Consider the following 24,281-nt stretch of genomic DNA (forward strand, 5'->3'; position numbering starts at 1 on the left):
AGCGACAACCAGCCTCGCCACCACGGTCGCTGCGACAAGTATCAATCAATCACCCGATGCCAGCCCAGATCCTGCCCTGACGGGCCACGACTCAACCGCTTTACAAAGTAGCGGCGAAGAAATGGCGTTGACGATTAGCCATGAAACCGCCAACACGGCCTGCGTGAGCTGTGTTTTCTGTCGAGAAGACTGACCTGCGTCTATAGTGTTACCGGAGTGTAATCATTCGGGATAACAATACCTTTAAAGGAGGTAATGATGCGAAGCCGCACGATAGCCATTTTGTTTGTAACATCAATAATGAGTGTCGTATTCAGTTCACCCGTACCGGCAAGTCTGAAAGCCAAGCTGTGGCCCGCATCCAACAAAGCCAAAGCCTTTGTTAAAGACAACATCGTGATTGGCATGATGGCCAGCCCATATGGCACCGGCTGGACCAAACCAGAACAACTGCTGGAATACTATCGAGAGTCACGCGCTGCCGGCATCACCGGCCATGAACTCACTCTCGCGGCCGCATCGCAAAACTGGGACGAACTGATGCGTCAACACAAAGCATTTCGCAGTGCTATGGCCAAGGAACCCGGAAATTACGTGTTTGCACGCTCCATAAGAGACATCGAGTCAGCCCACCTGAAGGGACAAACCGCCGTACTTTGGAACTCGCAGACCGCCACAATTCTCGAAGAGGACTTAAGTCGAATGGCGGCCATTCGGGAAATGGGCATTGTCAGCATGATTCTTACCTACAACGATCGATTCCGCGCCGGTTCCGGCTCACTGGGCGCCTACAATGGCATGGATGACGGTTTAACGGCTTGGGGCCGGGCCATCATTGACGAAATGGTGCGATACGGCATTATTCTCGATCTCAGCCATACCGGTAAACAAACGGCCATGGACGCCATGGACCACATGGACGCTCACTATCCCGGTGTGCCCTATGTCTTTACCCACTCAATTCCCGCCGGCCTGTACCGCGATGAAGCCAAAGCCTCTCCCCGCGGTTGTTACCGCAACATCACCGATGAAGAAGCCCTGCGAGTGGTGAAATCTGGCGGCTACGTCTCACCGACCTTTACAGAGTGGATGATGGATGGGATCTGGCCTGACGACATCACCCCAACTCAAGCTGCTGACATGATTGATTATTATGTAAAGCTGTTAGGAGAAGACCACGTAGGCTTGGCAACCGACGACATGTTCGACGTTTCCCTGGTGGTCGATTTCGCTAAGAAAAACGCCACCATGTATCAGGATGATGGCTATATGATCGACGCCTTTGAGCGTGGTGCAGACGATGCCGCCATGTTGGCGCGAATTCTGCCCGCCATCACCGATGAACTGTGGAAACGCGGCTACACCGATGCCCAATTAGCAAAAATCTATGCCGGCAATAAAATGCGGGTTTATCAACAAATCTGGGAAGGCGCTCCACAGGGTCAATGGGACAAGGAATACGAGCAACGAGTGAAAATTCGTCAGGAGTTCATGCAACGCTTTGGCACCCGATAGCCCGGTGGCAGGCAGTGCCTGTACCTTCGAAGCAGGCAAGTAGCGCTACCTGTCCAGCCGTCTACGATGGCGCCTTTGCTGGAACCGCCTGCGCCGCCGCTCAGTCTCGGTCAGCGTCGGCACAATCGCTAATCCTCAGGTTCGATCCCCGAAAGGGGACCGAATCCCGGTGCTGAGGCACCGGGATTTGCGTCACTAGCGGGTAAGGAACATGGCGGTATCGGAACCAAACAGCAATCGATGTCGGCCCTGCGGTCGCTGAATCAGGTGCAGGGACTCGGGTAACACGGTACCCATCAATGCCGGACTACGCCAAATGACCTTATTGTGGGCCTCGTTCAACTCGATGATGCGGCTGGCTTTGCCGTCTGCCACCAAATCCGATGCGGCGACCACAACGTTGCCGTTCTCCAGTGGTATCAATTGATTGATATCACTGATCCAGCCAAATTCCGCCGTTCTAAGGGCCGTACTTCGAACCAAACTCAGTTGCTTATCATAGCGACTAATGCCCTGATAATGGCTGCACAACAGCTCAGCCCCATCGAAGGCCATTTGCCGGCAACTGACGTTGGTATGACTGGACAATTGGCTGTAGTTACCGCCAGATCCCCGCAACAAGACAATCCCTGTGGTAGAGGTGCTGTAATCCGAATAGGTCATGGCGACCAAGGTGCTGCCGTCGTCATCGGTCTGCAGCGCCAGCGCCGTTACAAAGCCTGGCGCCACAAAACGGCCCAGTTCGGCCTGATTGAACAGATCAATAAATTGAAGCTCACGTCCCTCGACAACAATGGCATCGTCGTTGCCGTCATTATTAAGATCATGAACTTCGATCAGATCCACATCACCCTGCGGTACCGGCACACCGCCATACAACAGCTGGCCGGAGTCCACTTCATGGACAGCAAAATAGCCGTCGTAATAGTTAGCACTGCCAAACAGCAAATCGGCAAAACCGTCGTTATTAACATCGGTGAGTTTGCCAACCTCGATATCTTCCCAGTTGTTGTCAATCTCCGGGCTTTGAGTCAGGTCGCCGTTGCTGTCCATCTGAACATAACTCAGCCCCTCTCGAGTGTGTTGATTTCTGGCACTGAGAAACACCCCAGCCTCCACACCAGGTCGAATCTGGCCCCAGCCGGTTGCCAGGTGCCTTTCAACGCGGGCCAACTCACTGTTATCCCACAGAACAGCGGCGACCGGCTGAATATCGGCAATGGCCATCTCCGAACGCCCTGAACTCCAGATCAACTCGAGTTGCTGATCGTTATCCACATCGCCGGTGGCAAGCACGCTAATATTGCGACCGCCGCCATCGTGGTTTACCGACCACATCAGTTCGCTGCTGCCTGCGTCAATGTCGTAAGCCTGGACCTCGCCCCATTGACACGGCCCCAACAGCAGTTCCGATGCCGCATCATCATCCAGGTTGGCCGCAGCAATCTGGCAAAAGCTGCCATCGTCACGAACCAGTTGCTGCAACTGTTTCAACTCGGCATCAAACACCTGCACCGATCGGCCTCTCGGGCTGGCAATGATTTCATCCCGACCATCGCCATCGACATCGGCAACCAGCGTGTAATCACCAAACTCAGCGGTATGCTGCCACTGCAGACTGCCATCAAGGCTGTCGTAAACCGTCCCGTTTACCAGCACCAGTTCCAGTTGGGGATCGTCATCGATGTTGCCATAGTTGAGCCTGCTTTGGGTCGACCACTGAACCGGAAATTCAGTCTGTAATTCGCCAGACGACAGATCCCGAATCTGCACTCCATGGGCCCCCAGCAACAGCAACTCCATGTCACCGTCGGCATCGTTGTCGGCAATAGCAAAATCGACGGCAGAAAAGTCGCCAAGGGAGAGCAATAGCCTTGCGGGTTGAGTCAGATCCGTTATCTGGTACAGGCCTGTCGAGGTCAGCGCAACGATGTCGGTACGGCCATCACCGTTAATATCGTGTACTCGAACGGCAAGGCTATCGCCGTCTTTCACACCATCGATCTCAAATGGGTAGGCCCAGGATTGTTTGTACCCCTGCTCGGTGTGAGTCAGGATGCTCATCAATCGGTTGGTACCGGTAATCAACAATTCATTACGCTCATCACCATCGAAATCGGCAACAAACATCGATTGCTCACGGCGCTGGAGGAATTGAAGGTTGCCGCGGGTCACGGGCATGGCGGCATCTGCGGCAACCACCGTTAATGAAAACTCGCCGATGGCAAGGCTGTCATCGCTTTCAATGCCCACGTCGACGGTAAGGGAGCCACTGAACATCGGGGTTTTCAGGTCCCAAACCAGTTGGCCTTGATCGTTTACCGTTAGCCCTTCGGGGCCATACGCCACCCGAGCATTTTTGGCCCCGGAGTAACGGCCGCCTAATTCTATCGTCAGCGTTTGACCCGGGACATAGGAAAACTGAGTCTGCCCCAATTGCAGCGGATTATCGCGCTGATAACTGCCAATGGCCGCAGTGGCGGATGCGGTCCCGTACCAGTCCATCTTCAGGCTGCTTGGGAACTTAACGAAGACCTCGCCACTGCCTCCCGACAACTCGGAGAAATCGCCGCTGCAATCAACCGCATTGGACCAATCGGTTAAGGTCAACAACAGGCTGTGGGCGCTGCCAGACGGAACAGTGCCGGTAAAGGCATAGGAACCCTGGCTCCAAAACTCTCCGGACTCAACCCGAAACGTACCGTCATCGGCAAACTGGATGGTTTCCGTACACTCTGCGTTGACCGGGTAATACCAAAGCCCGCGAATATCATTGCTGACGTTGCTTGTGTCACTGCCACTACCACCGCCGCCACCGCTACCACCACAAGCGGCTAACAGAACCACCAATGGAAGTACTCCATGCTTTATCGACATCGTTCATCCCTAATACTGTACTGCAAAACACATTACCCAATCCTGGGGCCGATCATCCTGATAAGCGACTGAATAGTATGCTTTAATTTAACCAGTCAAGCAATTCATAGAGGGAGTGCTATAACCACTCACCAGTGAAGGCTCCTACCACGATAGGAGTCAGAGCCTAACTGCCTAGGTAGGGGATGAAGGTACACTAGGAACAAAGGCGTGCAGCTTCAAAACAAAAGTTTAAACGCAATCTTAACCAAACAACTGGTTTTTATTGATAAAAACATCACCAAATTAATCCACTGAGTTCCAGTCACCTTCATCTCCACAAACATCTAATCGGCGATGCTCTAATTGAATTCAAAAGACAACGGATTTCCAATCCACTATCGCTAATAGCAGAAGCCACTGGCAAGCTGTTCCAACCCAACGACATCTTTGAAACACTGCGGCCCTATATGAATTTGATCCAATCTAATGTAAACAGCCACCAACAAAAATGTTGTTCACAAGCAATACCATCGACCTACACAATGTGTTTTCGCATCAACTTGCCCACTGCGGCAAAGAGTTCACAAAGTCTTCAACCCAAACAAAAACCTTATCTTTGTCGATTGTTTCTTGAAAGTCTGGAAATATCCCATAAACCTCATGAGAAATAATATCAATAATGTCTCTGCTTTGTAGTTTGTGACATGGCTCTAAAGTATTCATCATCGTCAGCAGTAAACCTCGTTCTAAAGCGTTGAGTTTTACCTTAGCCATTTCTATCAACTCTGAAGAGTGCTCTGTTTCGTGCCGTGCCATTACCCTTTCAATAAAGTCGAAGTGCAGCTTAAACGCTGTTTTCATCTCCTCGTACTTATCTTTATCCAAACCGAGCCAAAATGGCTTGTTGTGCAACAAGAAGTGGACACCAATGTCATCCTTGTTGTTTAAAGGTTTTATTACACACAACGAATAGTAGGCAGCTATTTTTTCGGCTGCATTAAAGCACTCTGCATTATTGACCGACACTCCGGTGTTATACAACCCATAAAATAAATCTATCAGTACAGAGGCAACAATGCCTTCCCTGTTCTTAAACTCTGAATATAGACAGTTCTTGGAAACCCCTAATGTTTTTGAGAGCGCAAGAATAGAGATAGCACCAGGTCCACACCTCGATATCTCAAGTTTAGCTTCCCTGATCACATTCGCCCTCATTTCTAATATTCCCTGAAATTAATTCGTATCCAAGATTATTACACTAGGTGGCCCACACTAACAAGAGCTTTCAGCGAATAAAAAGATCGCTACCTTTGTCACATAAAAGACAGAACATAAAAAAAACCATTCCAATTTTTATTGACCCGTCTCTAATCATTCTGGAATTTTGCGACGACCGTCAATTCAAGCCGGACAGGCTTCCTGTTTGTATTAACACCGTTATCATTTTTTTCAACAAAATACCGATATCGTATTTTCGGCTCATCGAGACACTAATAACCAATCGTACATTGATGGCCAAATAGCAGCACCAACAGTAATCAAAGCTGATTTACAACTACGAGAAAATGATGATGAATAAAATTTCGAAAATTGCATTAGTTACCGCTCTATGCCTAGGTTCTGCAACCGCTATTGCCGCAGGCTTTAAACCAGCTCCCGCCGCCGGAAATTTAGGCGCCGTTCTGGTCGATCCCTATGGAACCTCGCCACTAACCGCGCTGATCGACCTTAACAGTAAACACCCGACAGATGTTGTGGTTACCGTCCATGGTAAAGGAAAGAAAGGCGTAGAAATCAGCTATCCCGTCGGCCAACAAACCATCAATACCCACGACGGCATTCCCCTGTTTGGCCTTTACGCCAATCACAGAAACAAGGTTACCGTCGAATACACGCTCGATGGCAAAAAAATCACGGAAGATTATAAAGTCCTGACTGGAACCATCACCAATAAATACGTCGACAACCGCAACATCTCACTGATGCAACAAATCCAGGTTAAGACCGTAGCCAAAGGCTTCGAGGACCGCCTCTACCTGGTTAACTCCAGTACCTACAATCATCAGGGTTCGGACCTGCACTGGTCTGGGCAAAAAACCAAAGATGCCGGTATCTTTGAGTCGTCACCCGCGTTAGGCTCGTTGCCGTTCGAGATGCCCCCCATCAACTACATCGTCGATACACAGGGCGAGATCCGTTGGTGGCTCGACCAGGATGCCACCTATGATGCCACCGACATTGATATCAATAAACGCGGCTACTTCATGGGCATTCATGATACCGGCAATGGTGATCTGACCTTCGTCTCTGGCCAGCGCTACGGCACGTTCAACCTGCTCGGCCAAATCGACACCAAACGCCTTCCCCGCGGCTACCAGGACGCCTCCCACGAGCACAACATCATGCCCAACGGCCACTCACTGGTCCGAGCGGCAAAAAGCAACTACATCAACGACCGAGGGGACATCGTGCATACCGTTCGCGATCATATCCTCGAATTGGACAAGGATGGCAACCTCGTCGATGTCTGGAATCTGGCGGAGATCATGGACCCCTATCGGGATGCGCTGCTGGAAGCACTGGATATGGGGGCTGTGTGCCTGAACGTCGATATGGACCACATGGGAGAAAAAGCAGGCGAATTGGCCATTGACGCCCCGTACGGCGACATCCCTGGAATTGGTGCTGGCCGAAACTGGGCGCACATCAACTCCATCGACTACGACCCCAAGGATGACTCCATCATTCTCTCTTTCCGCCATCAGGGCGTTGCCAAGGTTACTCGCGACAAAAAAGTAAAATGGATCCTGGCCCCCAAAGCGGGCTGGAAAGGCGAGCTTGCCACCAAGGTGTTGCAACCTGTAGACGCTAAGGGGCACAAGATTAGCTGCAGCGAAAAGGGCGTATGTGACGGCGAGTTCGATTTCACCTATACCCAGCATACCGCTTGGCTAAATGACGATAAAAACCGCCTCACCGTACTGGATAACGGTGACGGCCGCGGCTATGACCAACCGGCCCTGCAGGAGATGAAGTACACCCGCTTCGTGGAGTACAAGATCGACGAAGAGAAAATGACTGTTCAGCAGACCTGGGAGTATGGCAAACAACGCGGCTTCGATTGGTACTCCCCCATCACCTCGAACGTCGAGTACATGGCAGACCGCAACACCATGTTTGGCTTCGGAGGCTCTGTCCACCTGACCAAGCCCGGCGTTCCCACCATCGGCAAAATCAATGAGATCGACTACGACACCAAAGAGGTCAAGGTGGAGATCGATGTGCTGTCTGAAAAGAACAACACTCCCCACTATCGGGCCGTTCTGATCAACCCGGCCAGCCAGTTCGGTAAGTAACATCAAATACGGGGTACCCAGGTACCCCTCTATGGGGAATATATGATGAAAACACTATCCAGACTCACCCTGGCTTGCGCACTGGTGAGCCTTTGCGGGCCTGCCGCAGCCGGGAAAACGGTTATCTCGTTAGGATACCTGCTTCACGAAAGTCAGTCGCTGGACGATAACCTCAACCAGTTTGACCGTACTACCCTCTCTCTGGCTAACATCAATGCCGGTGACTGGGGAAGAATCGTTACCGTAGGTATCGTCGATAACCTCGAAAAGTCCGCTAGCTACAACGGACCGGCCAATGGAGGAGAAGATTGGTCCACCTACAAACTGGCATTTACCGGAGATTTCAAAACCGGTATCAAGGGCTTGAACACAATGTTCAAAAATGTCTCCTATTACAATGTAAATGGCTATGAGAATAATCTAGCCCTTGGCTTGTCATACGATATTAAAGCCCTGGACGCCAGCTGGTACTTTAGCGGCGGTTATATGTACTCTACGGGCTCTAACGCCTGGGGAACTGATTTTCAAGGTGATTGGGGAGGTTACCACCTCGAGTTCAAAATGGATAAGCCAATTACCGACAATACATCCATTGGCGTTCGATATATTGGCATGCATGACCGAACTCAACAGCACGCAGATATCATGTACGGTGGAATATCGGAAACCGACGGCAACAAAAATGGCTACTGTGCTGACATTAACCTCTCCTATCGCTTTTCCAACAAAATTCAAACCAATCTGGCATTGCGTCAACTTCATGCTTGGTATGGATATAAGAACACGGCCAATATCTTATACATGGGGGCACAATACGCCTTCTAATAGATAGGTCAGTCAAAAAAAAGCACTAATAACTCAATTAACTGCATTAGATAAATTATCTCTATTTCTTTCTCACTGAGAGGTCATAATTATGAAAAAATCTCTGGCTACATTACTGGCAACAGTCACGTTATCCTTTGGAATTCATGCTGCCGAGGTTATTCGCATTGACACCCCGGAGCTGGATAGTACCGTCCAAAAAGTCTACAGCGTCTATTGCCCCTTCTGCTACAAATACGAAAAAGCGGTTACTCCCAACATGATCAAGCACCTTCCTACCGGCACGACCTTTCAGGCCATCTGCCTTGAGAGTAAAGGCGAACTGGGTATAGAAGCGTGTCAGGTTTTGGCGGCCACGGCGACCATTGGTGAAATGCAATACAAAAAAGCCAAACTCGCCATGTACAGTGCCGTGCATGACAAAAAATTGGCCTCGGTAAAGGGAAAGACCGCGGTTGAGGGCACTCTGCGTGATATCGGACTGAAAGCTGCTGGCGTCTCAAAAGAAGCGTTTGAAACTGCTCTGAATACTCCCCAGGCTCAAGAAAAGCTGGCCTACGACCGTACCATTGCCAAAACGATTGCGCTGGAGAGAGGCATTCCAGCCATTGTCATCAATGGCAATAAACTGGTGAACACCGCCACGGTGGGTTCCTTAAAGGATCTTGACGACACCATCGCCGCCAACCTGTAAGGAGATAAGATGAACCAGATTATTCAATTTTTCCGGGACCTGTTTACCAACCCGACGGAACTTCAGGACACACGCCTGCCCTGGTGGGTAATGACCGGTATCGCCTTCTCAGCCCTGGTGTGCGCCAGCCTCTATTTCCAGTGGTGGCTTGAAGGCGAGCCCTGCGAACAATGCGTCTACATTCGGGAGGCCCAGTTCTTCATCCTGATCGCCGGCGCCCTGATTCTGGTAAATCCAAAGCAGGTTGGCCTGAAACTGGCCGGGCTGACTGGCGCCTGGGTCGGGGTCATTTACGGAATGGTGTGCTCTGTGAAGCTGGCCGGAATCGAAAAGGCGATGCAGAAGCTGAACGAAGGTGGCGATCTGTTCGCCAGCGGTGCCGGCGCCAATGCCTGCTCTCTGGAGCCCAAGTTCCTGACCGGTCTGCCGCTGGATCAGTGGTGGCCGACAGAGTTCAAGCCAGGCGGGATCTGCGGCGAATTTGAGTGGAGTCTGCTCGGCTTTGGCATGGCCGACTACTGCATCGTGATCTTTGCGGCGTTCGGCTTGTGCCTCGCTCCGCTAACCTACGGGTTTATCAAAAACATCGTTAAAGGTAAAATCGGCTCCGCAATCACCTCCTAACCAACCTTAGGATTACGCCTGAAAAGGCCCGCCTGAATCGGCGGGCCTTTTCAGCAAAAAGCACAGCATCAATACTACCGTAAGAATAATTCAATGGTCGCTTAGAACAACCAGACTGACTGTTGAGCCATCACTCGCAACCGGTTTTGACTGTGCTGATAACCGGCTCACCGGAAACTTTCCAGTGATAACTGAAGTAGCAATTGGTGGCTCTGACTTCGTTGATCGTCGGCTCTGCTTTATCCAGCACAGATTTTGGTGCTGCGGCCACCGCGTAACTGCCGGCTTCCACATAGATGCGATGGGACCACTCTGCGACATCGATGCCCGCAGCTTCAAAGATCTCCGGGTCTGAGCTGTATCCAGCAGTAAAACTGCTGCCGGTTGCCCCGGCCGCCCAGGGCTGGTAATGACTGCCTTTAATGCCCTCAAATTCCACTTGAGTGGCCATTTCATTGCCGGACGTCAGCGTCTTTGCTTTAAACAGTTGTACCGCAGATTTAATGGAACCCACGGCACCATCAATAGCCGCACGGTTTGCGTCACCCTGAAGACCAATGAATTTCGGTGCAACAATAACGGCCAACACTGCCAGCACGATGATAACGACGATCAGTTCAATCAAAGTGAAGCCTGAGCGACGTTTAGATGAATTGCGTGTTTGATTTATCATAAGCTGACACTCATGCCACGGTCGATTTCAATACTATCAATAGTATCCTCAATATCGAACAAGTCCAATTTCCTATAATTTACACGGCGTTATCTTAAATCATCGGTCACAACAATGGCCGTCGATGACTCAAGCCAACACGATTTTGTATTTACTGAGCCTGCTATTAAGCCAGCAAAACAATATTGCACTCTTGCCCCCCTAACACCGAAACGTCATGATGCTTTAAAGCGACTACTCAAGATGGCAACTTGGTCGGGGTGTCGTTGGCCGTCTGCTCAGATATTGGTTGGGAGTCTGGCTCAGACTCCGGTTTGGGCTCGGCCAGAATCGGAGCGATATCATCCGGCAGCTTACTCTCGGAAATGTCGATAATCTGAGACCGATTCATGGTGATCTTATAACGGGCAAAGGTGGGCGGCTGACGATTCTCCTTCAGCATCAACACCAGATTGATCTGGTAACGGCGCTCCACCGATTCGCTGCTGACTTTGCCGTCGGACTCCCGATAGATCTTGGCTTTACCCCGCTCAAGATAGCGGGCAAACGGCGCCAGACTGAAGTTGATCTGTTCCTGGATGGTCGAGTAACCGGACAAAAACTCCTTTTGCGCAATTCTGGAGCTGATGCCGTAATGTAGTATTTCCGCATCGACCTTGTTTTGGCTGTGACGCCGACTCAGGATGCTTCGTACCTCTTCCGGCAGGTCTTTTTTGTTAATGAAATCAGCCCAGATTAACTGTCGCCCAATGGCACTCTGACTGGTGGTGTCCCTCAGGGTGCGGCTCCACCTGGGGCGCCCCTTTTGAATCCGTCGCCACAACGCATTTCTCAGGTCATCTTTAAAAATTTCACGAAACGCGTAGATCACCGCCAGGGTCAGCACCAGAGCCAGAGTCAGGCCGCTCAGTGCCCCCTGCGCCTTGATAATCAGGGTCGACACAATCACCATGATTACCCCGGTGGCAATGCCCGACGTCAGTTTTTTTAACCCCACCCCCAGGGTTTTCAGCTCCTCTTTGAGTACCACCCCCTGCTGGATCAATCGACGCAGTAACAGCATTTTGTTGGAAACCCGGTTGGGATCGCTCTTGGTTTGTTCCGAGTTGTATTTTCTGCCATCACGGTAGGCGCTCTCGGCCCGACAAAGGCCGATGGCCTGCTCAACAACGCTGTTGTATTCGCTGCTTCGCGGCGCATGGGACACCAACTTAAGAAATCGCTGCTCACAGAACCAGGACAAATAGTTATCGGCATTTTCGAAGTAATGCTTCCACTTCGGTTCGCTTGGCTCGTTGCGACGAAACTTCTTAAGCAGCTGGGCAACGATGTCACACAACTCGTTCAGGGACTGATAAAACTGATCGACGTCTTTGATCTGCGCCAACTCTTTGCTGTCGGTTTCGATGGCGATGGAGAACTGGTAGGCAAACAGGTTCAGATAGAGGCGAAACTCCTCCACCGTGCGTTTATTCAGGCTGACAAAACGCCCCTGCACCAGCGGCAGGTGCAACCCGGTCGAATAGTAGGAGCGTCGCCCGACAACCGCACTGTGGCAGTAGGCCCCGGCATCCATATTTTGCGGGTTGACGCCCATGTCTTTGGGCAACATGAAATAGAGATCGATTCGACGATGATCGCCGTTCTTCATCTGGTGGAGGACTTTAAAAGACTGCGACTCCTCCTGCTTAACCACTATTTTTGACACGGTACCTCAAGGTTTATGAACAACATCCATCAGCTATCAGTTTATTGTAGCACTTTGTGTTCGTTAACTTTTATCGCTTGTTAAGAGGGCGACCGCTCTCGGCCAGTTGTAAATCAATGGCTTCAAGAAGTTCAAACGAATCTTACCGGAGACAGACCCCTCCTGGCGCCAGGGGATGCCCTGGTTAACCGAAGCATGCCCTGGCCGCTTGCGAAGGTCACAGGACGATCTTCCCGGCCTGGAAACAACAATGCCCGCCAGCAGGGCCGACGGGCATCCATCAAGAACACAGGCTACGACGCTGGGCCGCAGCCCATACGCGGTCCTTTACCGGCCCAGGGGCTCGGTCTTCATGCCTTTCACCAGACTGACGCACATCATCAACAGGATGAAGGTGAACGGCAGGGCGGTGGAGATGGTGCCCGCCTGCAGCGCCTGAATCGCTTCGGTTCCACCGACCCACAACAATACGGCGGCAATGGCGCCCTCGATGCTGGCCCAGAAGATGCGCTGAGGTACCGGCGCATCCACCTTTCCGCCGGCGGTGATGCTGTCGATCACCAGAGAGCCGGAATCGGACGAGGTGATAAAGAACACCATGATCAGCACGATAGAGATCACCGATAACAAGGTGCTCCAAGGCAGGGCATCGTAGGTGTAGAACAGGGCCAGGGTGATGTCCGACAGGCCATTGGTACCCAGTTCGCCCACCTTGTTGATGATCTGGTCGATGGCGATGCCACCAAACACCGACATCCAGATGATGCACACCGACGTGGGGATGAACATTACCGCAATCAGGAACTCACGAACGGTACGGCCCTTGGAAACCCGGGCAATGAACATACCCACGAAAGGTGACCAGGAGATCCACCAGGCCCAGTAGAATACGGTCCAGCCGTGCATCCAGGCTTCATCTTCTCGACCGTGGGGGTTGCTCAGAGGGATCAGGTTCTCGGCGTAGCCCAGCAGGGTTTGGCCCAAGTTTCCGAAGGCGACGGCGGCGCCCACCAGGGTGACGAATACCAGCAGTGCCAGGGCAACCAGCATATTGACGTTACTCAGTACCTTGACGCCGCCCTCAATGCCCCGAACCACAGAGACGACCGCCAGGCCGGTAACAAAGGCGATAACACCGACCTGCATGCCGATGCCGCCTTCGGTGCCAAACACATGGTTGATGCCGCTGGTGGCCTGCTGGGCACCCAGGCCCAGCGAGGTCGCCAGACCAAACAGGGTCGCCAGAACCGCCATAATGTCGATGACATGGCCAAACCAACCCCAGGTCTTGTCCCCCAGAATGGGGTAGAAGATGGAGCGGATCGACAGCGGCAGTCCCTTGTTGAAGGCAAAGAACGCCAGAGACAGTGCCACCACCGCGTACATGGCCCAAGGATGCAGGCCCCAATGGAAAATGGTGGCGCCCATGGCGACCTTGACCGCTTCCGGAGAGTTGGCTTCGACGCCCAATGGCGTCTCATACCAGCCGGTGAAGTAGGCAACGGGTTCGGCAACGCCCCAGAACATCAGGCCGATGCCCATGCCGGCGGCGAACAGCATCGCCATCCACGACAAGTTGGAGTGCTCAGGACGGGCATCGGCACCGCCGAGGCGGATGCGGCCGTATGGGCTCACCATCAGCCATAAGCAGAAAATCAGGAACAAATTCGCCGACCACATAAACAGGGCATCGAAGTTGTTTATGATTTTCCACTTAATGCCATCCAGCGCCGCTTTGGCGGTGGCCGCATCACTGATTAGAATGGCCGCCAGAAACAGCAACACCAAGCTGGCGCTGATCCCAAAGACCGGGTTGTGAACATCAAAGCCCCACTTCTGAACGTTATCCTGACCGACGGTGTAGTCGGTATTTTCAATACTGTATTTATCCACTGTCTTAGACATCTTCCCTCTCAAAAAGCTTACACATCAAGCTGTCATTCTCCGTGTTTGAATCCGGAGTTGGGCGCATGTTAACAGTTTCAATGGCTTGAACTCAAACGAACCTGCCCATTAACGGGATCACAGTCCATACAAAACTGGGCTTCAAGCAGGGTAAAAGCCCCGAAAACTCTGAAGATTAGCGTTGAAATTTATTTGGGCTAAAACGAAGTGCCCAAACAAGGCGGCCAAGAGGAATTATTAGAGGTCTAATCAAGTTGTCGGTACGGACCGAGCTGAGTTCGGTGTCGTTAAACAAACGGCAACAACACGGCGCGGTCAGTGCATGGCCGCGCCGGCTTCATTCGGGGTCAGAGGCCGGCTCTGGCCTCGGTGATCAACCGTTGCCATTGCGGGTATTTTCCGAGGCTGGCTTTGAGGTCTCCCCAGGGCATCATTACCTGGTGCTGCAACTCATTGCTGTCGGCACTGCCGCTGTGAAGCAGGTACAGGTAGTAAAACGCCGAGGCCCGCCAGTTGGCGGCGCAGTGCACCAACACGTCCCGGTCTGTATTGGCGTCCATCACTTCAAAAAAGCGCTGCAGGTTGGCCTGGGTTGGCTGTTTCCAATCCACTTCGATGTTGATGTAATCCAGACCGGCGGAAGCGGCCAGTGACGCCTCATCCGCATGGCCGCTGCGATTGCCAACGGGAATCAGGTTGATCACCAGATCAACCCCGGCAGCCTTCAATTGGGGAAATTGGGCTTCGGTGGGCAAACCGGCAGTAATGACCCGTTCGCTGTTGAACTGTACGTCTTTGATGTCCGCCAGAGGCTGTGGCGAAATGGCCGCCTGGGCACTGACACTCAGCAACGCGGCGGCAAAAAACAGGGCTTTCATAGGGGAGACTCCTTGGTCATGACGCCCCCTATCCTGACTTCAGCGGACTCAGGTTTCAACTCGTTGGTTTAGCCCTTGGTCTGCTGTGCCAGGTAACGGCGAGCCTCTGCGGCAGTGTCGGCCACCCCTTCGATCAAGGCCGAGCGCTGGTGATGAATCTCATCGAAGCTAAGCCAGTCACACGCCAGGGCATCGTCGTCGGCCTGCAGTTCACCACCAAGATAACGGCACAGTACCGGCACCAGGATAAAGTGATGATGGCGACCGCTGCCATCAAATTCGTTGACCTCCACCACCGTCAGCAGCGCCTGCGGCTCGGCGCGGGCACCGGTTTCCTCCAGCAACTCCCGCACGGCGGCATCCATCAACGGCTCCCCTGCGTCCACCGAGCCACCGGGAAACCCCCACCCCAGTGCTTGCGGCTCATTGGCGCGCTTCACCAGTATCAGCCGCTCCTGATGGTAGGTGACGGCCAGAACGGCCACTCTGGGCATGGACAACTCAGACATCGATAGTCTCTCAATCAGTAATTCAGTGGCTTGGCAGTGTAACCCCGGCCACAGAGGCAGACAATGACCCCCCCCACCCAGATGCGCTCAGAGCACGGTCCTCCACGACTCAGCACGGCGACGCTGATTCAAGAAACACAAAAGGCGCCCACAGGGCGCCTCGACCGTCTCGATGAGCAGGTTGTTACAACACGCCGTTGCTGCTCACCAGTTCGCGACTGGCCAGCTCTCCTTTCTCAATCTTCTGGTACTGTTGTTTCAGGTAGGCTTTGCCCATCTGCAGACGCTGCTTAAACGCATCCTGCTCCAGAACTTGAGGATCCACCGCCATCAACTTGGCTTTGGCCTGCCATTTGCTGATGGTTTTCGCTGATTCAGCGGCATCCATAGGCAGCAACTGCACGTGGGCCTGGTTCCAGCCCATGTCCACATCAAACTCGACCACGTACTCTTTTCCGGCTTCGACGTCGGCTTCAAGCACTGAGTAACGCTCAGACAATGCCACGAAAGTGTGTTTGCCCGGCTTAACCCGAACCTGGAAATAGGTGCCGGAGGTGGTGCTGCCGACATAACCTTGTTCCGACCAGATGTCGAATGGAACTTGGCCGATCAGTGTTTCCATGCGATAGAAGTTAATCACCGCACTGTCATCATCCGCCTTCATGGGTTGATTCGATTCTTTCATTACCGGGAAGCCCAGCAACGACGGGTTCACCAAGAGGTTATCGTAGGCGTCATTTTTCCGAGGTGCACCAATGTCTTTGGCTTTGGAGGTCTTCATCACCATGGTGGCTCCCAGGTCATGCTCTACCTCTTTGGTTTCGCCCTTGACGTAGTCGATGGCCAGATAGACGGTTTCACCGGGGCGATTATCGACCTTGGCAAAGCCGATGCCCGCCAGTCCCTGTACCAGATGCACCGAATTGATACCAGAATCTAACTTCAGCAATGCGTGGGAGCCATTAGACAGATCCGCCACCACATTCTCGTTGGCCGCGACCCATAGTCCCCTGGCCGCACCGGCAAAGTTGGACCCACGAATCACATACACAAACGTCTGCTCTTCAGTGGGCGTGGCTTCTGGCTTAAATTGACTGACCAGTTCCGGGTCCACCTTATAGCTGGTGGCACAGCCCGATAATAACAACACCATCGCCGCCAGACTCAGGCCGACAGATTTAGACAACAACTTACCTAGTTTCAAAATGAATCCCTTAATTAAAAACACCACAGTCACTTGTGAGGGTATGATGCAATTCTGAACTCGTCCTTATGCCTGTTTTTGCATATGGCCAATTTCGAATGTTTTAGTGATATATTTCATTAGCTTATAATGAAGCCGAAGCCGAGTTTAGCGTTCATTCGACTCGATTAGCAAGGAATGCGGCACGGTAAATTCCATGCCGAGTCACGAAGTGAATACAATGGAAGTAACGGCTTTTCTGTCACTCTCGTGACCTCCGTTCAAGCCTCGGAATTACTTGCGTACCGGCACCAGTCGATGCAAGCCGAAGAGCCGTGGTAACGGCAGCATTGGCAGTAAGATCAGGGCAATGCCGAACACTGTCAGTCGATCCGGCACCTCGGCAAACCACCAGACCCCAAACAGGGTGACGAACAGCAACCCACTGTACTCCGCCAGGGCGATCTGCGCCGACGGTGCTTTCTGGTAAGCCAATACCGCCAGCCCGTTGTAACCACTGATGCACACTGCACTGACGGCCACCCAGCCCAACTCGGTCATGCTAAGCGGCTGCCAATGAAACAGCGCTAAGGGTGCCGCCAGCGGCAGACACAGCAGATTGGTCCAGAACACGGTATTGGCCACCGGCTGTCGCTGAGGCAAGCGCCGAACCAATACATGGAACAGTGCCAGGGTGGTGGCAGTGCCCAGCGCGAACAACGCCGCCCAGTGGAAATGCTGTGGCCGCAGCACCACCAGAACACCGATAAACCCCACACCGGTGGCCAGCACCCGCGTCCAGGGCGGTCGCTCCTTGAGCAACCACAGTGACAGCGGCAACATCAGTAGCGGCGCGGCATAAAACAGTGCATTGGCAGTGGCCAGAGGCAGATAGGTGACCGCCACCATCATGCAACCGCTGCCCACCAATACCAAGTGCGCCCGAATCAGGGTGACGCCGGGGGCATGGAGGCGACGACCGGCTTTGGGCAACCTCAGTAACCACGGCAGCACCAGCAAGGTGGCCATCCCCTGGCGAATAAAGATGTACTGAAACGGCGAGATGCCGCCTTCGAGAAGCTTGACTGCCACATCGGACACCGACGCCAGCAGGTTGCCCAGAACCAGCAGGCCCAGAGCCAAAGGTATCACTGCAGCGCCGGACACTCAGGCTTTATCCAGTCGCATGTCAACGTGAGGAATGCCATCCTCCAGATAGGGTTCGGAGAACGCCACAAAGCCATGACTGGCGTAAAAGTCCTGAAGGTGCTCCTGGGCGCCAATCTCGACGTTGACCCCAGGCCAGAGGTCTTCACAAAGGCTCAGAGCCTGGCCCACCAGTTGGTGCCCCAGGCCGCGGCCACGGATGCTGCTCTTGGTAACAATACGACCAATGCTGACATTGTCATAAGTCAGCCCCGGCGGTAGCAATCTGGCGTAGGCCACCAGTTGCCCGTTTTCGGTCCCCATCAAATGGCGAACACCGTGCATCACGTCATGGCCATCCACATCCTGGTAGACGCAATTTTGCTCGACCACAAACACCTCCATTCGCAGGCGAACGATATCGTGCCAATGGCGGGCGGAAAGAGCATCAAAGTTACATAATTGCCAGGTCAACATAGAGGTCGTGTTCTCGTTATCAGGAATTTCCGCCACTGTATCTCCTCATTGAATCTCAGTCGTTATCCTTTGTTAATTTTGGCGCATTCGGGCTTTGATTCGACTGAGGCTGACATGAGTAATGCCCAGGTAGGCGGCGATCTGGTAGTCATTTAATCGTTGCAGAAGATGAGGATAGTCCTGACAAAACAAGGCGTAGCGCTGGGAAGGCGAATGCAGCAACATCAGCCGCTCCTTGCGCTCTTTATAGATCAACTGTTGCTCCAGCAGGGTGACGTGGGCCGGATGACGTTCGGTGCGCCACTGCTGCAGCACCGACATTGGCAGGCAGCGAAGTTGCACCTCGCTCAGTGCCTGAAGTTGAAACGGCGACGGCGTGCCGGCCAGCCAGGCTTCAAAACCGATGATCCAGTCCCGCTCCCAATAAAACTCCTTACTGAACTGCTTGCCCTGTGAGGTCAGATAACTGGCGTGGCACAGTCCCTGCTCGACAAAAAACAGTTCTCCTTGATGACTGCGCTGAGTCACCAGAACCTCTCCTGGTGCGCAGCGGCGCTGACTCGATTGCAAAAACAGCGCCTCGGCTTCTGCAATGGGCACTTCCAACTGCGTCAACGCGACGACAAACCCTTGCTCCATTCGGCCCCCTCTAAAACACGAGGTTATACCCCGAAGCCCGGTTCGGCTTCAAGGGCGGGTTCACCCGGATTCCTCTTCCAACAACACCAGGTTCCTACCGGCCTCTTTGGCCTGATACATCACCTCGTCGGCCCGTCGCAGCATGGTGTCGATGCTATCGCCTTGCTGCCCCTGACAGATCCCTGCCGAAAAGCTGACCGCCAGCGACAATGCCTCCAGTTGCAACGGCTGACCGGTCACCTTGCGCCGCACCGCTTCAATCAACCGCCATGCCTGCTCACCGTTGAGCCCGGGCATCACCACAGCAAACTCCTCGCCACCGACCCGACCGACCACGAACCGCTCCAGGCTCTGGCTCAGTTCCCGGGCCAGGAATTGCAACACCCGGTCCCCGACCTGGTGGCCATGCCGATCGTTGACCTGTTTGAACATATCCACATCCAGCATCGCCAGACACAGGGGCTGCTCCGCGGCCACCGCCTGGCCCCAGAGATCGTGTAATTGATTCATCAGGTAGCGGCGATTGGCGACCCCGGTCAGATAATCCAGATGCGCCCGCTGCCACAGCTTCTGGTTCAGCTCCTGAGCTTGAATCAGGTTATTGATGCGACAGTAAAACTCTTCGGCAAAAAACGGCTTACGCAAAAAGTCGTTGGCACCGTACTTAATAAACCGGGCCGACACCTCTTCCCGGCCCGACAAGCCGACGATGATCAGTTCATCCCGGTCAACCTGCTCCCGCACCTTGCAAATAAGCTCAACGCCGTTGATGGCGGGCATCTCATAGTCGGTGATCATCAATTTGAATTCACCGGTGGCCAGTTGAATCAGCGCCGCTTCGGCGCTGTCGGCCTCGGCCACCTGAAACTGATGCCGCTCCAACAGATCCTTCACCTGTTTGCGCGCCACCTGAGAGTCATCCACCACCAGCACCCGATAGTCGCCATTGCGCGCCAGTCGCTTCACCAACCCCACCGCGTATTGGTAGGAAAAACGGTTCTCCTTCAGCACATAATCCACCACCCCCAGTCCCTGCAGCCGAGTGCGTTCATCCTCATCCATACGGGCAGTCAGCACAATGGCGGGAATCCCTTTAGCCAGGGTCCACTCAATCACCTCACCGTTGGGCGCATCCGGCAGGCAACGATCGCACAGGGCCGCAAAGTAATCGGTTTTCTCCATCAGCGCCTTGGCGGTCTGAAAGTCCTTGGCAAACTCCACCTCAATGCCAACTTCCTGCTGAAACAAGTGAAACAGCACCTTACAAACGGTGACACTGTCTTCTACAACCAGGACTTTTATCATCATTATTCCTTATGATTGGTCGCCATCTGCTTGCGCACCGCTCGGGCACGCCGTCGGGCCTTGGCCCGTAAATCCACCACCACGGTGGAGGAAATTTTATCCTGAATCGCCTGTCGATTGGGATCCCAGAACATCTGCATAAACCCCATCATCCCGGTGGCAATGCCGGCACCATAGCCACCATAACGGCCAAACGCCTCCCACAGGGAGATGGGGGTGTTATCCAATTGAATCACTCGAATGCCAAACACTTTCTTGCCCAGGGTCTGGCCATGGAACCAGGCCGTTAGCACAGTGAAATAGACCGAGGCCCAACCTAACTCGGCCACAAAGCCATTAATCAGGTCTTCAATGGTCTTCACCCCCCCCAGCCAGCCCGTCTCTTCTGCCGGCTCGAGGGGCGTTGACTCATCCAGCGGCGTGATCTGGGGCCGCGATACCGGAGTCTGGGCATTCTCGAGGTCTTCAACGGACTGCACTTTCGACTCTGGCGAACTGACCGTCACGCCCACTTCGTCCAACGAGCCCTGATAGCCATCGAGCAGATCCGCCGCCACTTCGGCGGCGGCATCGTCTGGCAGGCCATAGGTCATGATCAGGTACGCAGTCATCTCCTGCTCCGTGCTCAGCTCACCGGTGACCACCTTGGCCATCAGATCCGAGGCCAGCTTCAGGGTACACAGCGCCTGATCCTCGGCATCACAGATTCGCGCCAACACGTCGTTATCCGTCTGAATTTCGATTCTTGGCGGCGGGCTTTTCGGCGGATTGTCGCTACCGGCGTTAAACACCATGGTAAACAGCAACCACAATCCCATAGCTAAATAGATGCCGGTCTGCATCTTGGCCTTGACCTTAATGCCGCGCCAGCGAATCCACACCACCGCCAACAAGATGGCCCATAGCAACTCCAGGGGTAACTCCGCCAGCATCACCACCATCAACAGATCCAGCATCAATGCCAGTCCCCGGCGCCAGGGGCTGGCCAGCGGGCGATTCAGCAGTTTGGGGGCAACTTCAAAAGCGGTAGGAGTAATGATGGTACGGGGATCCGGTAAACGAGCCACAACAGTCCTTGTGCCGAAGGAGAAGAATGTAACCGAACGTTAACACAAACCGCTGGTTTGCATCCATTTCCGCTTCATATAAATAAAAAGCACAGCGGTTATTCCATTCAGGAATATAGGATAACGAACCGACACTTCCAGTGTGGCCCGAAAACGCTATGCTGGCTGCTATTATTGCTTTGATACCTATCGAACCGAATCAGCAACGGAGCAGCGACAGATGGCGAAAATTTATCAAGATAACTCCCTGACCATTGGCAATACCCCTTTGGTGAAACTCAACCGGGTTACCGAAGGCAATGTGCTGGCCAAGATTGAAGCCCGCAACCCCAGCTTCAGTGTTAAGTGCCGCATCGGTGCCAACATGATCTGGGACGCCGAAAAGAGCGGCACCCTGACCAAAGGCAAAGAGATCATCGAGCCAACCTCCGGCAATACCGGTATCGCCCTGGCCTTTGTCGCCGCTTCCCGTGGCTACGGGCTGACCCTGACCATGCCAGAGACCATGAGTCTGGAACGTCGTAAGCTGCTGAAAGCGCTGGGTGCCACCGTGGTACTGACCGAAGGCGCCAAGGGCATGAAAGGCGCCGTGGCCAAGGCCGAAGAGATTCAAGCCAGCGACCCTGACAAGTACGTACTGCTGCAACAGTTCGATAACCCGGCCAACCCGGCCATCCACGAACAGACCACCGGCCCGGAAATCTGGGAAGACACCGATGGCGAAGTGGATGTGTTTGTGGCCGGCGTCGGCACCGGTGGTACCATCACCGGCACCAGTCGTTACCTGAAGCTGGCCAAGGGCAAAGACGTGCTGTCGGTGGCAGTGGAACCAGAAGATTCACCGGTGATCGCTCAAGCCAAGGCCGGCGAAGATCTCAAGCCCGGTCCACACAAGATTCAGGGGATCGGTGCCGGATTCATTCCCGGCAACCTGGACCTGGAGATGGTGGACAAGGTCATCAGCGTCAGCAATGACGAGTCCATGGAGATGGCCCGCCGCCTGATGGAAGAGGAAGGGATTCTGGCGGGGATCAGTTCCGGTGCCGCGGTCGTGGCGGTCAACAAACTGCTGGCAGAGCAACCTGAGCTGAAAGAGAAGACCATTGTCGTGGTACTGCCCTCTTCCGCCGAGCGCTACCTGTCTTCGGCCCTGTTCCAGGGTGTCTTTACCGAAGCGGAAAACCAGCAATAACTGATTGCAATTCAAGAAAGGCGGCCTCAGGGTCGCCTTTTTTTGTTATGGTGCCTGTCACTGAGTGTGAGGCACCGCATGAATTCACCATCTCGTCATTTTTTGATGGCGCCAGTCACCTAGTATATGGAAAGAACAACTTTTAATAAAAACAGACACATCAGGGAAATGTCATGTTGAAATTATTGCGCAGGCTGTCGATCTCGTTGCGCTTGCTTATCTTGTTAGCCATGGCCGGCAGTGCCACCTTGCTCTACACCTACTTCAGCCTGAGCGGCCAGTACTCACAACTGCTCAGCGCCGCCGAAACCGAAAATCGTCACCTGGGCCAGGCCATCGCCTCTCTCGACCAGGGCGATACCACGGCCGAACAGTTGCTGCAGAGCCTGAAACTGGGCGACAACACCAACCTGCTGGTACTGGATGGGCAGGGACAACTGCTTAACCAGCGTCAACGTGACGGCGATTTGAGCCGACTGATGGCCGCCGCCGACGCCCGGGCGCCGCTGCGCCAACTGGCCGCACAGGGCGGAGCCCGCACTTTGGTTATCGACGGCATGACCTACTGGCTGTATGGCATTCCTACCGCCACCAACACCCTGGTGATCCTGAGCGACTCGCACCTGGTGGCACAGCAGATGACCGACGTGCTGTGGGACTATGGCATCTTCCTGGCCCTTCTGGCTGGCCCGGTCATGGGGATCTTCCTGCTGCTTAACCTGTCCATCACCCAGCCACTGCAGCACGCCATCGCCACCATGAAGGCCATTGCCCATGGTGACGGCGACCTGACTCAGCGCCTGGACACCGAAGGCAACGACGAGGTCACCCGTTTCTCTGAAAGTTTCAACGAGTTCACCGCCAAGATTGCCGACCTGATTCGAGTGGTCAACAAAGACGTCCAGGATCTCGGCGGCAGTGCCACTCAACTGGACACCACCGTGGCCGAGTCCAACCAAACCGCCGGCCTGATGAACCAGGAAGCCCAGTCGGTGGCCTCGGCGGTCACCGAGATGCTGGCGGCCACCGAAGAGGTGGCCAACAATACCGGTCAGGCCTCCGAGACCGCCGCCGCCACCCAGGAGCAGGTCGGGCTGTGCCGCGACGCCATGCAGAGTAACCGTGCCTACCTCAATGAAGTGGCCGAAGGCATCACTCAGACCGGCTCCACCGCCGACACCCTAGCCCAGGATTCGGCCCAGATCGGCGGCATTCTCGACGTCATTCGTGGCATTGCCGAACAGACCAACCTGTTGGCGCTCAACGCCGCCATCGAAGCCGCACGGGCCGGCGAACACGGCCGCGGCTTTGCGGTGGTGGCCGACGAGGTCCGCGCCCTGGCGTCACGGACTCAAAGCTCCACCGATGAGATTGCCACCATCATCGACAACATTCAGTCAGGCGTAGCCCACGTGACCGACTCCGCCAGTTCGGCTCTGGAGCAGTTCCAGTTGCTGGCCAAGCAGTCTGACGACGCTGGAGAGACGCTGGATCAGGTGTTTGCCCGCATCGCCACCATCGGCGACATGAGCACTCAAATTGCCGCCGCCACTCGGCAGCAGTCCCAGGTCACCAGCGAAATCAATCAGAACATCAACAACATTGCCGATCTGGCCGAAGCCAGCGTCAAAGCCAACCAAAGCAATGCCAACGCCAGCCAGGCGGTGCAGAGCGTCACCGACGAGTTGTCAGTGCAACTGGGTCAGTTCCGAGTCTGACCCTCGAC

20 protein-coding genes are annotated in these 24,281 nt (G+C 54.0%); 7 read left to right on the forward strand and 13 right to left on the reverse strand.

Annotation, left to right across the window (positions count from 1 at the left end; translation table 11 throughout):
- Positions 1-255 precede the first annotated feature (255 nt).
- Complete coding sequence (locus J8Z22_RS12980; RefSeq protein ID WP_252006694.1) at positions 256-1,515, forward strand: dipeptidase; 1,260 nt, start codon at positions 256-258, stop codon at positions 1,513-1,515.
- Positions 1,516-1,710: 195 nt separating this feature from the next.
- Here J8Z22_RS12980 and J8Z22_RS12985 read toward each other — a convergent pair whose 3' ends face one another.
- Entirely contained in the window at positions 1,711-4,392 is a 2,682-nt protein-coding gene (locus J8Z22_RS12985; protein ID WP_252006695.1) for a VCBS repeat-containing protein, read from the reverse strand.
- 537 nt (positions 4,393-4,929) lie between these two features.
- Positions 4,930-5,577 (reverse strand): hypothetical protein, encoded by a 648-nt coding sequence (locus J8Z22_RS12990; protein ID WP_252006696.1) that lies wholly within the window; start codon positions 5,575-5,577, stop codon positions 4,930-4,932.
- Between the two features lie 362 nt (positions 5,578-5,939).
- On the opposite strand from J8Z22_RS12990, the gene J8Z22_RS12995 reads away from it, so the two are divergent.
- The 4 genes from J8Z22_RS12995 to J8Z22_RS13010 all read left to right on the forward strand — a co-directional run bounded on the left by J8Z22_RS12995 (position 5,940) and on the right by J8Z22_RS13010 (position 9,873).
- Entirely contained in the window at positions 5,940-7,730 is a 1,791-nt protein-coding gene (locus J8Z22_RS12995; RefSeq protein ID WP_252006697.1) for an aryl-sulfate sulfotransferase, read from the forward strand.
- A 42-nt stretch (positions 7,731-7,772) separates the two neighbouring features.
- Positions 7,773-8,555, forward strand: coding sequence for a hypothetical protein (locus tag J8Z22_RS13000; protein WP_252006698.1), 783 nt, complete (start codon positions 7,773-7,775; stop codon positions 8,553-8,555).
- Between the two features lie 91 nt (positions 8,556-8,646).
- The gene (locus J8Z22_RS13005; RefSeq protein WP_051252367.1) at positions 8,647-9,249 is read left to right on the forward strand and encodes a thioredoxin domain-containing protein; all 603 of its coding nucleotides are present in this window, start codon (positions 8,647-8,649) and stop codon (positions 9,247-9,249) included.
- Positions 9,250-9,258: 9 nt separating this feature from the next.
- On the forward strand, positions 9,259-9,873 hold the full coding sequence (locus J8Z22_RS13010) for a disulfide bond formation protein B (RefSeq protein ID WP_252006699.1): 615 nt from the start codon (positions 9,259-9,261) through the stop codon (positions 9,871-9,873).
- Positions 9,874-10,003: 130 nt separating this feature from the next.
- Here the strand turns inward: J8Z22_RS13010 and J8Z22_RS13015 are convergent, their stop codons facing one another.
- From J8Z22_RS13015 to J8Z22_RS13065, 11 genes are all read right to left on the reverse strand, one after another.
- On the reverse strand, positions 10,004-10,546 hold the full coding sequence (locus J8Z22_RS13015; protein ID WP_028111822.1) for a type II secretion system protein: 543 nt from the start codon (positions 10,544-10,546) through the stop codon (positions 10,004-10,006).
- A 238-nt stretch (positions 10,547-10,784) separates the two neighbouring features.
- Positions 10,785-12,254, reverse strand: coding sequence for a hypothetical protein (locus tag J8Z22_RS13020; protein ID WP_252006700.1), 1,470 nt, complete (start codon positions 12,252-12,254; stop codon positions 10,785-10,787).
- Between the two features lie 327 nt (positions 12,255-12,581).
- Positions 12,582-14,159, reverse strand: a complete 1,578-nt coding sequence (locus J8Z22_RS13025; RefSeq protein WP_252006701.1) for a BCCT family transporter — start codon at positions 14,157-14,159, stop codon at positions 12,582-12,584.
- Positions 14,160-14,506: 347 nt separating this feature from the next.
- The gene (locus J8Z22_RS13030) at positions 14,507-15,037 is read right to left on the reverse strand and encodes a protein tyrosine phosphatase family protein (RefSeq protein WP_252006702.1); all 531 of its coding nucleotides are present in this window, start codon (positions 15,035-15,037) and stop codon (positions 14,507-14,509) included.
- A gap of 68 nt (positions 15,038-15,105) precedes the next feature.
- Positions 15,106-15,546 carry an NUDIX hydrolase gene (locus J8Z22_RS13035; protein WP_028111819.1) on the reverse strand — a complete coding sequence of 147 codons (441 nt, stop codon included), beginning with the start codon at positions 15,544-15,546 and terminating at the stop codon, positions 15,106-15,108.
- Positions 15,547-15,730: 184 nt separating this feature from the next.
- Positions 15,731-16,750, reverse strand: a complete 1,020-nt coding sequence (locus J8Z22_RS13040) for a DUF2846 domain-containing protein (RefSeq protein WP_245595549.1) — start codon at positions 16,748-16,750, stop codon at positions 15,731-15,733.
- 273 nt (positions 16,751-17,023) lie between these two features.
- Positions 17,024-17,896, reverse strand: a complete 873-nt coding sequence (locus J8Z22_RS13045) for a DMT family transporter (RefSeq protein ID WP_252006703.1) — start codon at positions 17,894-17,896, stop codon at positions 17,024-17,026.
- Positions 17,897-18,388, reverse strand: a complete 492-nt coding sequence (locus J8Z22_RS13050) for a GNAT family N-acetyltransferase (RefSeq protein ID WP_371877969.1) — start codon at positions 18,386-18,388, stop codon at positions 17,897-17,899.
- Positions 18,389-18,424: 36 nt separating this feature from the next.
- Positions 18,425-18,991: a Crp/Fnr family transcriptional regulator gene (locus tag J8Z22_RS13055; protein WP_028111815.1), complete on the reverse strand. Its 567-nt coding sequence runs from the start codon at positions 18,989-18,991 to the stop codon at positions 18,425-18,427.
- A gap of 60 nt (positions 18,992-19,051) precedes the next feature.
- Complete coding sequence (locus J8Z22_RS13060; RefSeq protein ID WP_252006704.1) at positions 19,052-20,299, reverse strand: diguanylate cyclase; 1,248 nt, start codon at positions 20,297-20,299, stop codon at positions 19,052-19,054.
- Positions 20,299-21,363, reverse strand: a complete 1,065-nt coding sequence (locus J8Z22_RS13065) for an RDD family protein (RefSeq protein ID WP_252006705.1) — start codon at positions 21,361-21,363, stop codon at positions 20,299-20,301. The genes J8Z22_RS13060 and J8Z22_RS13065 overlap by 1 nt, the downstream gene beginning before the upstream one ends.
- Positions 21,364-21,583: 220 nt before the next feature.
- On the opposite strand from J8Z22_RS13065, the gene cysK reads away from it, so the two are divergent.
- Positions 21,584-22,555 carry a cysteine synthase A gene (gene cysK, locus J8Z22_RS13070; protein WP_028111812.1) on the forward strand — a complete coding sequence of 324 codons (972 nt, stop codon included), beginning with the start codon at positions 21,584-21,586 and terminating at the stop codon, positions 22,553-22,555.
- Positions 22,556-22,728: 173 nt separating this feature from the next.
- Positions 22,729-24,273 carry a methyl-accepting chemotaxis protein gene (locus J8Z22_RS13075; RefSeq protein ID WP_252006706.1) on the forward strand — a complete coding sequence of 515 codons (1,545 nt, stop codon included), beginning with the start codon at positions 22,729-22,731 and terminating at the stop codon, positions 24,271-24,273.
- Positions 24,274-24,281 lie beyond the last annotated feature (8 nt).

The sequence above is a fragment of the Ferrimonas sp. SCSIO 43195 genome, assembly GCF_023716685.1.
GTDB classification, from domain to species: domain Bacteria; phylum Pseudomonadota; class Gammaproteobacteria; order Enterobacterales; family Shewanellaceae; genus Ferrimonas; species Ferrimonas kyonanensis.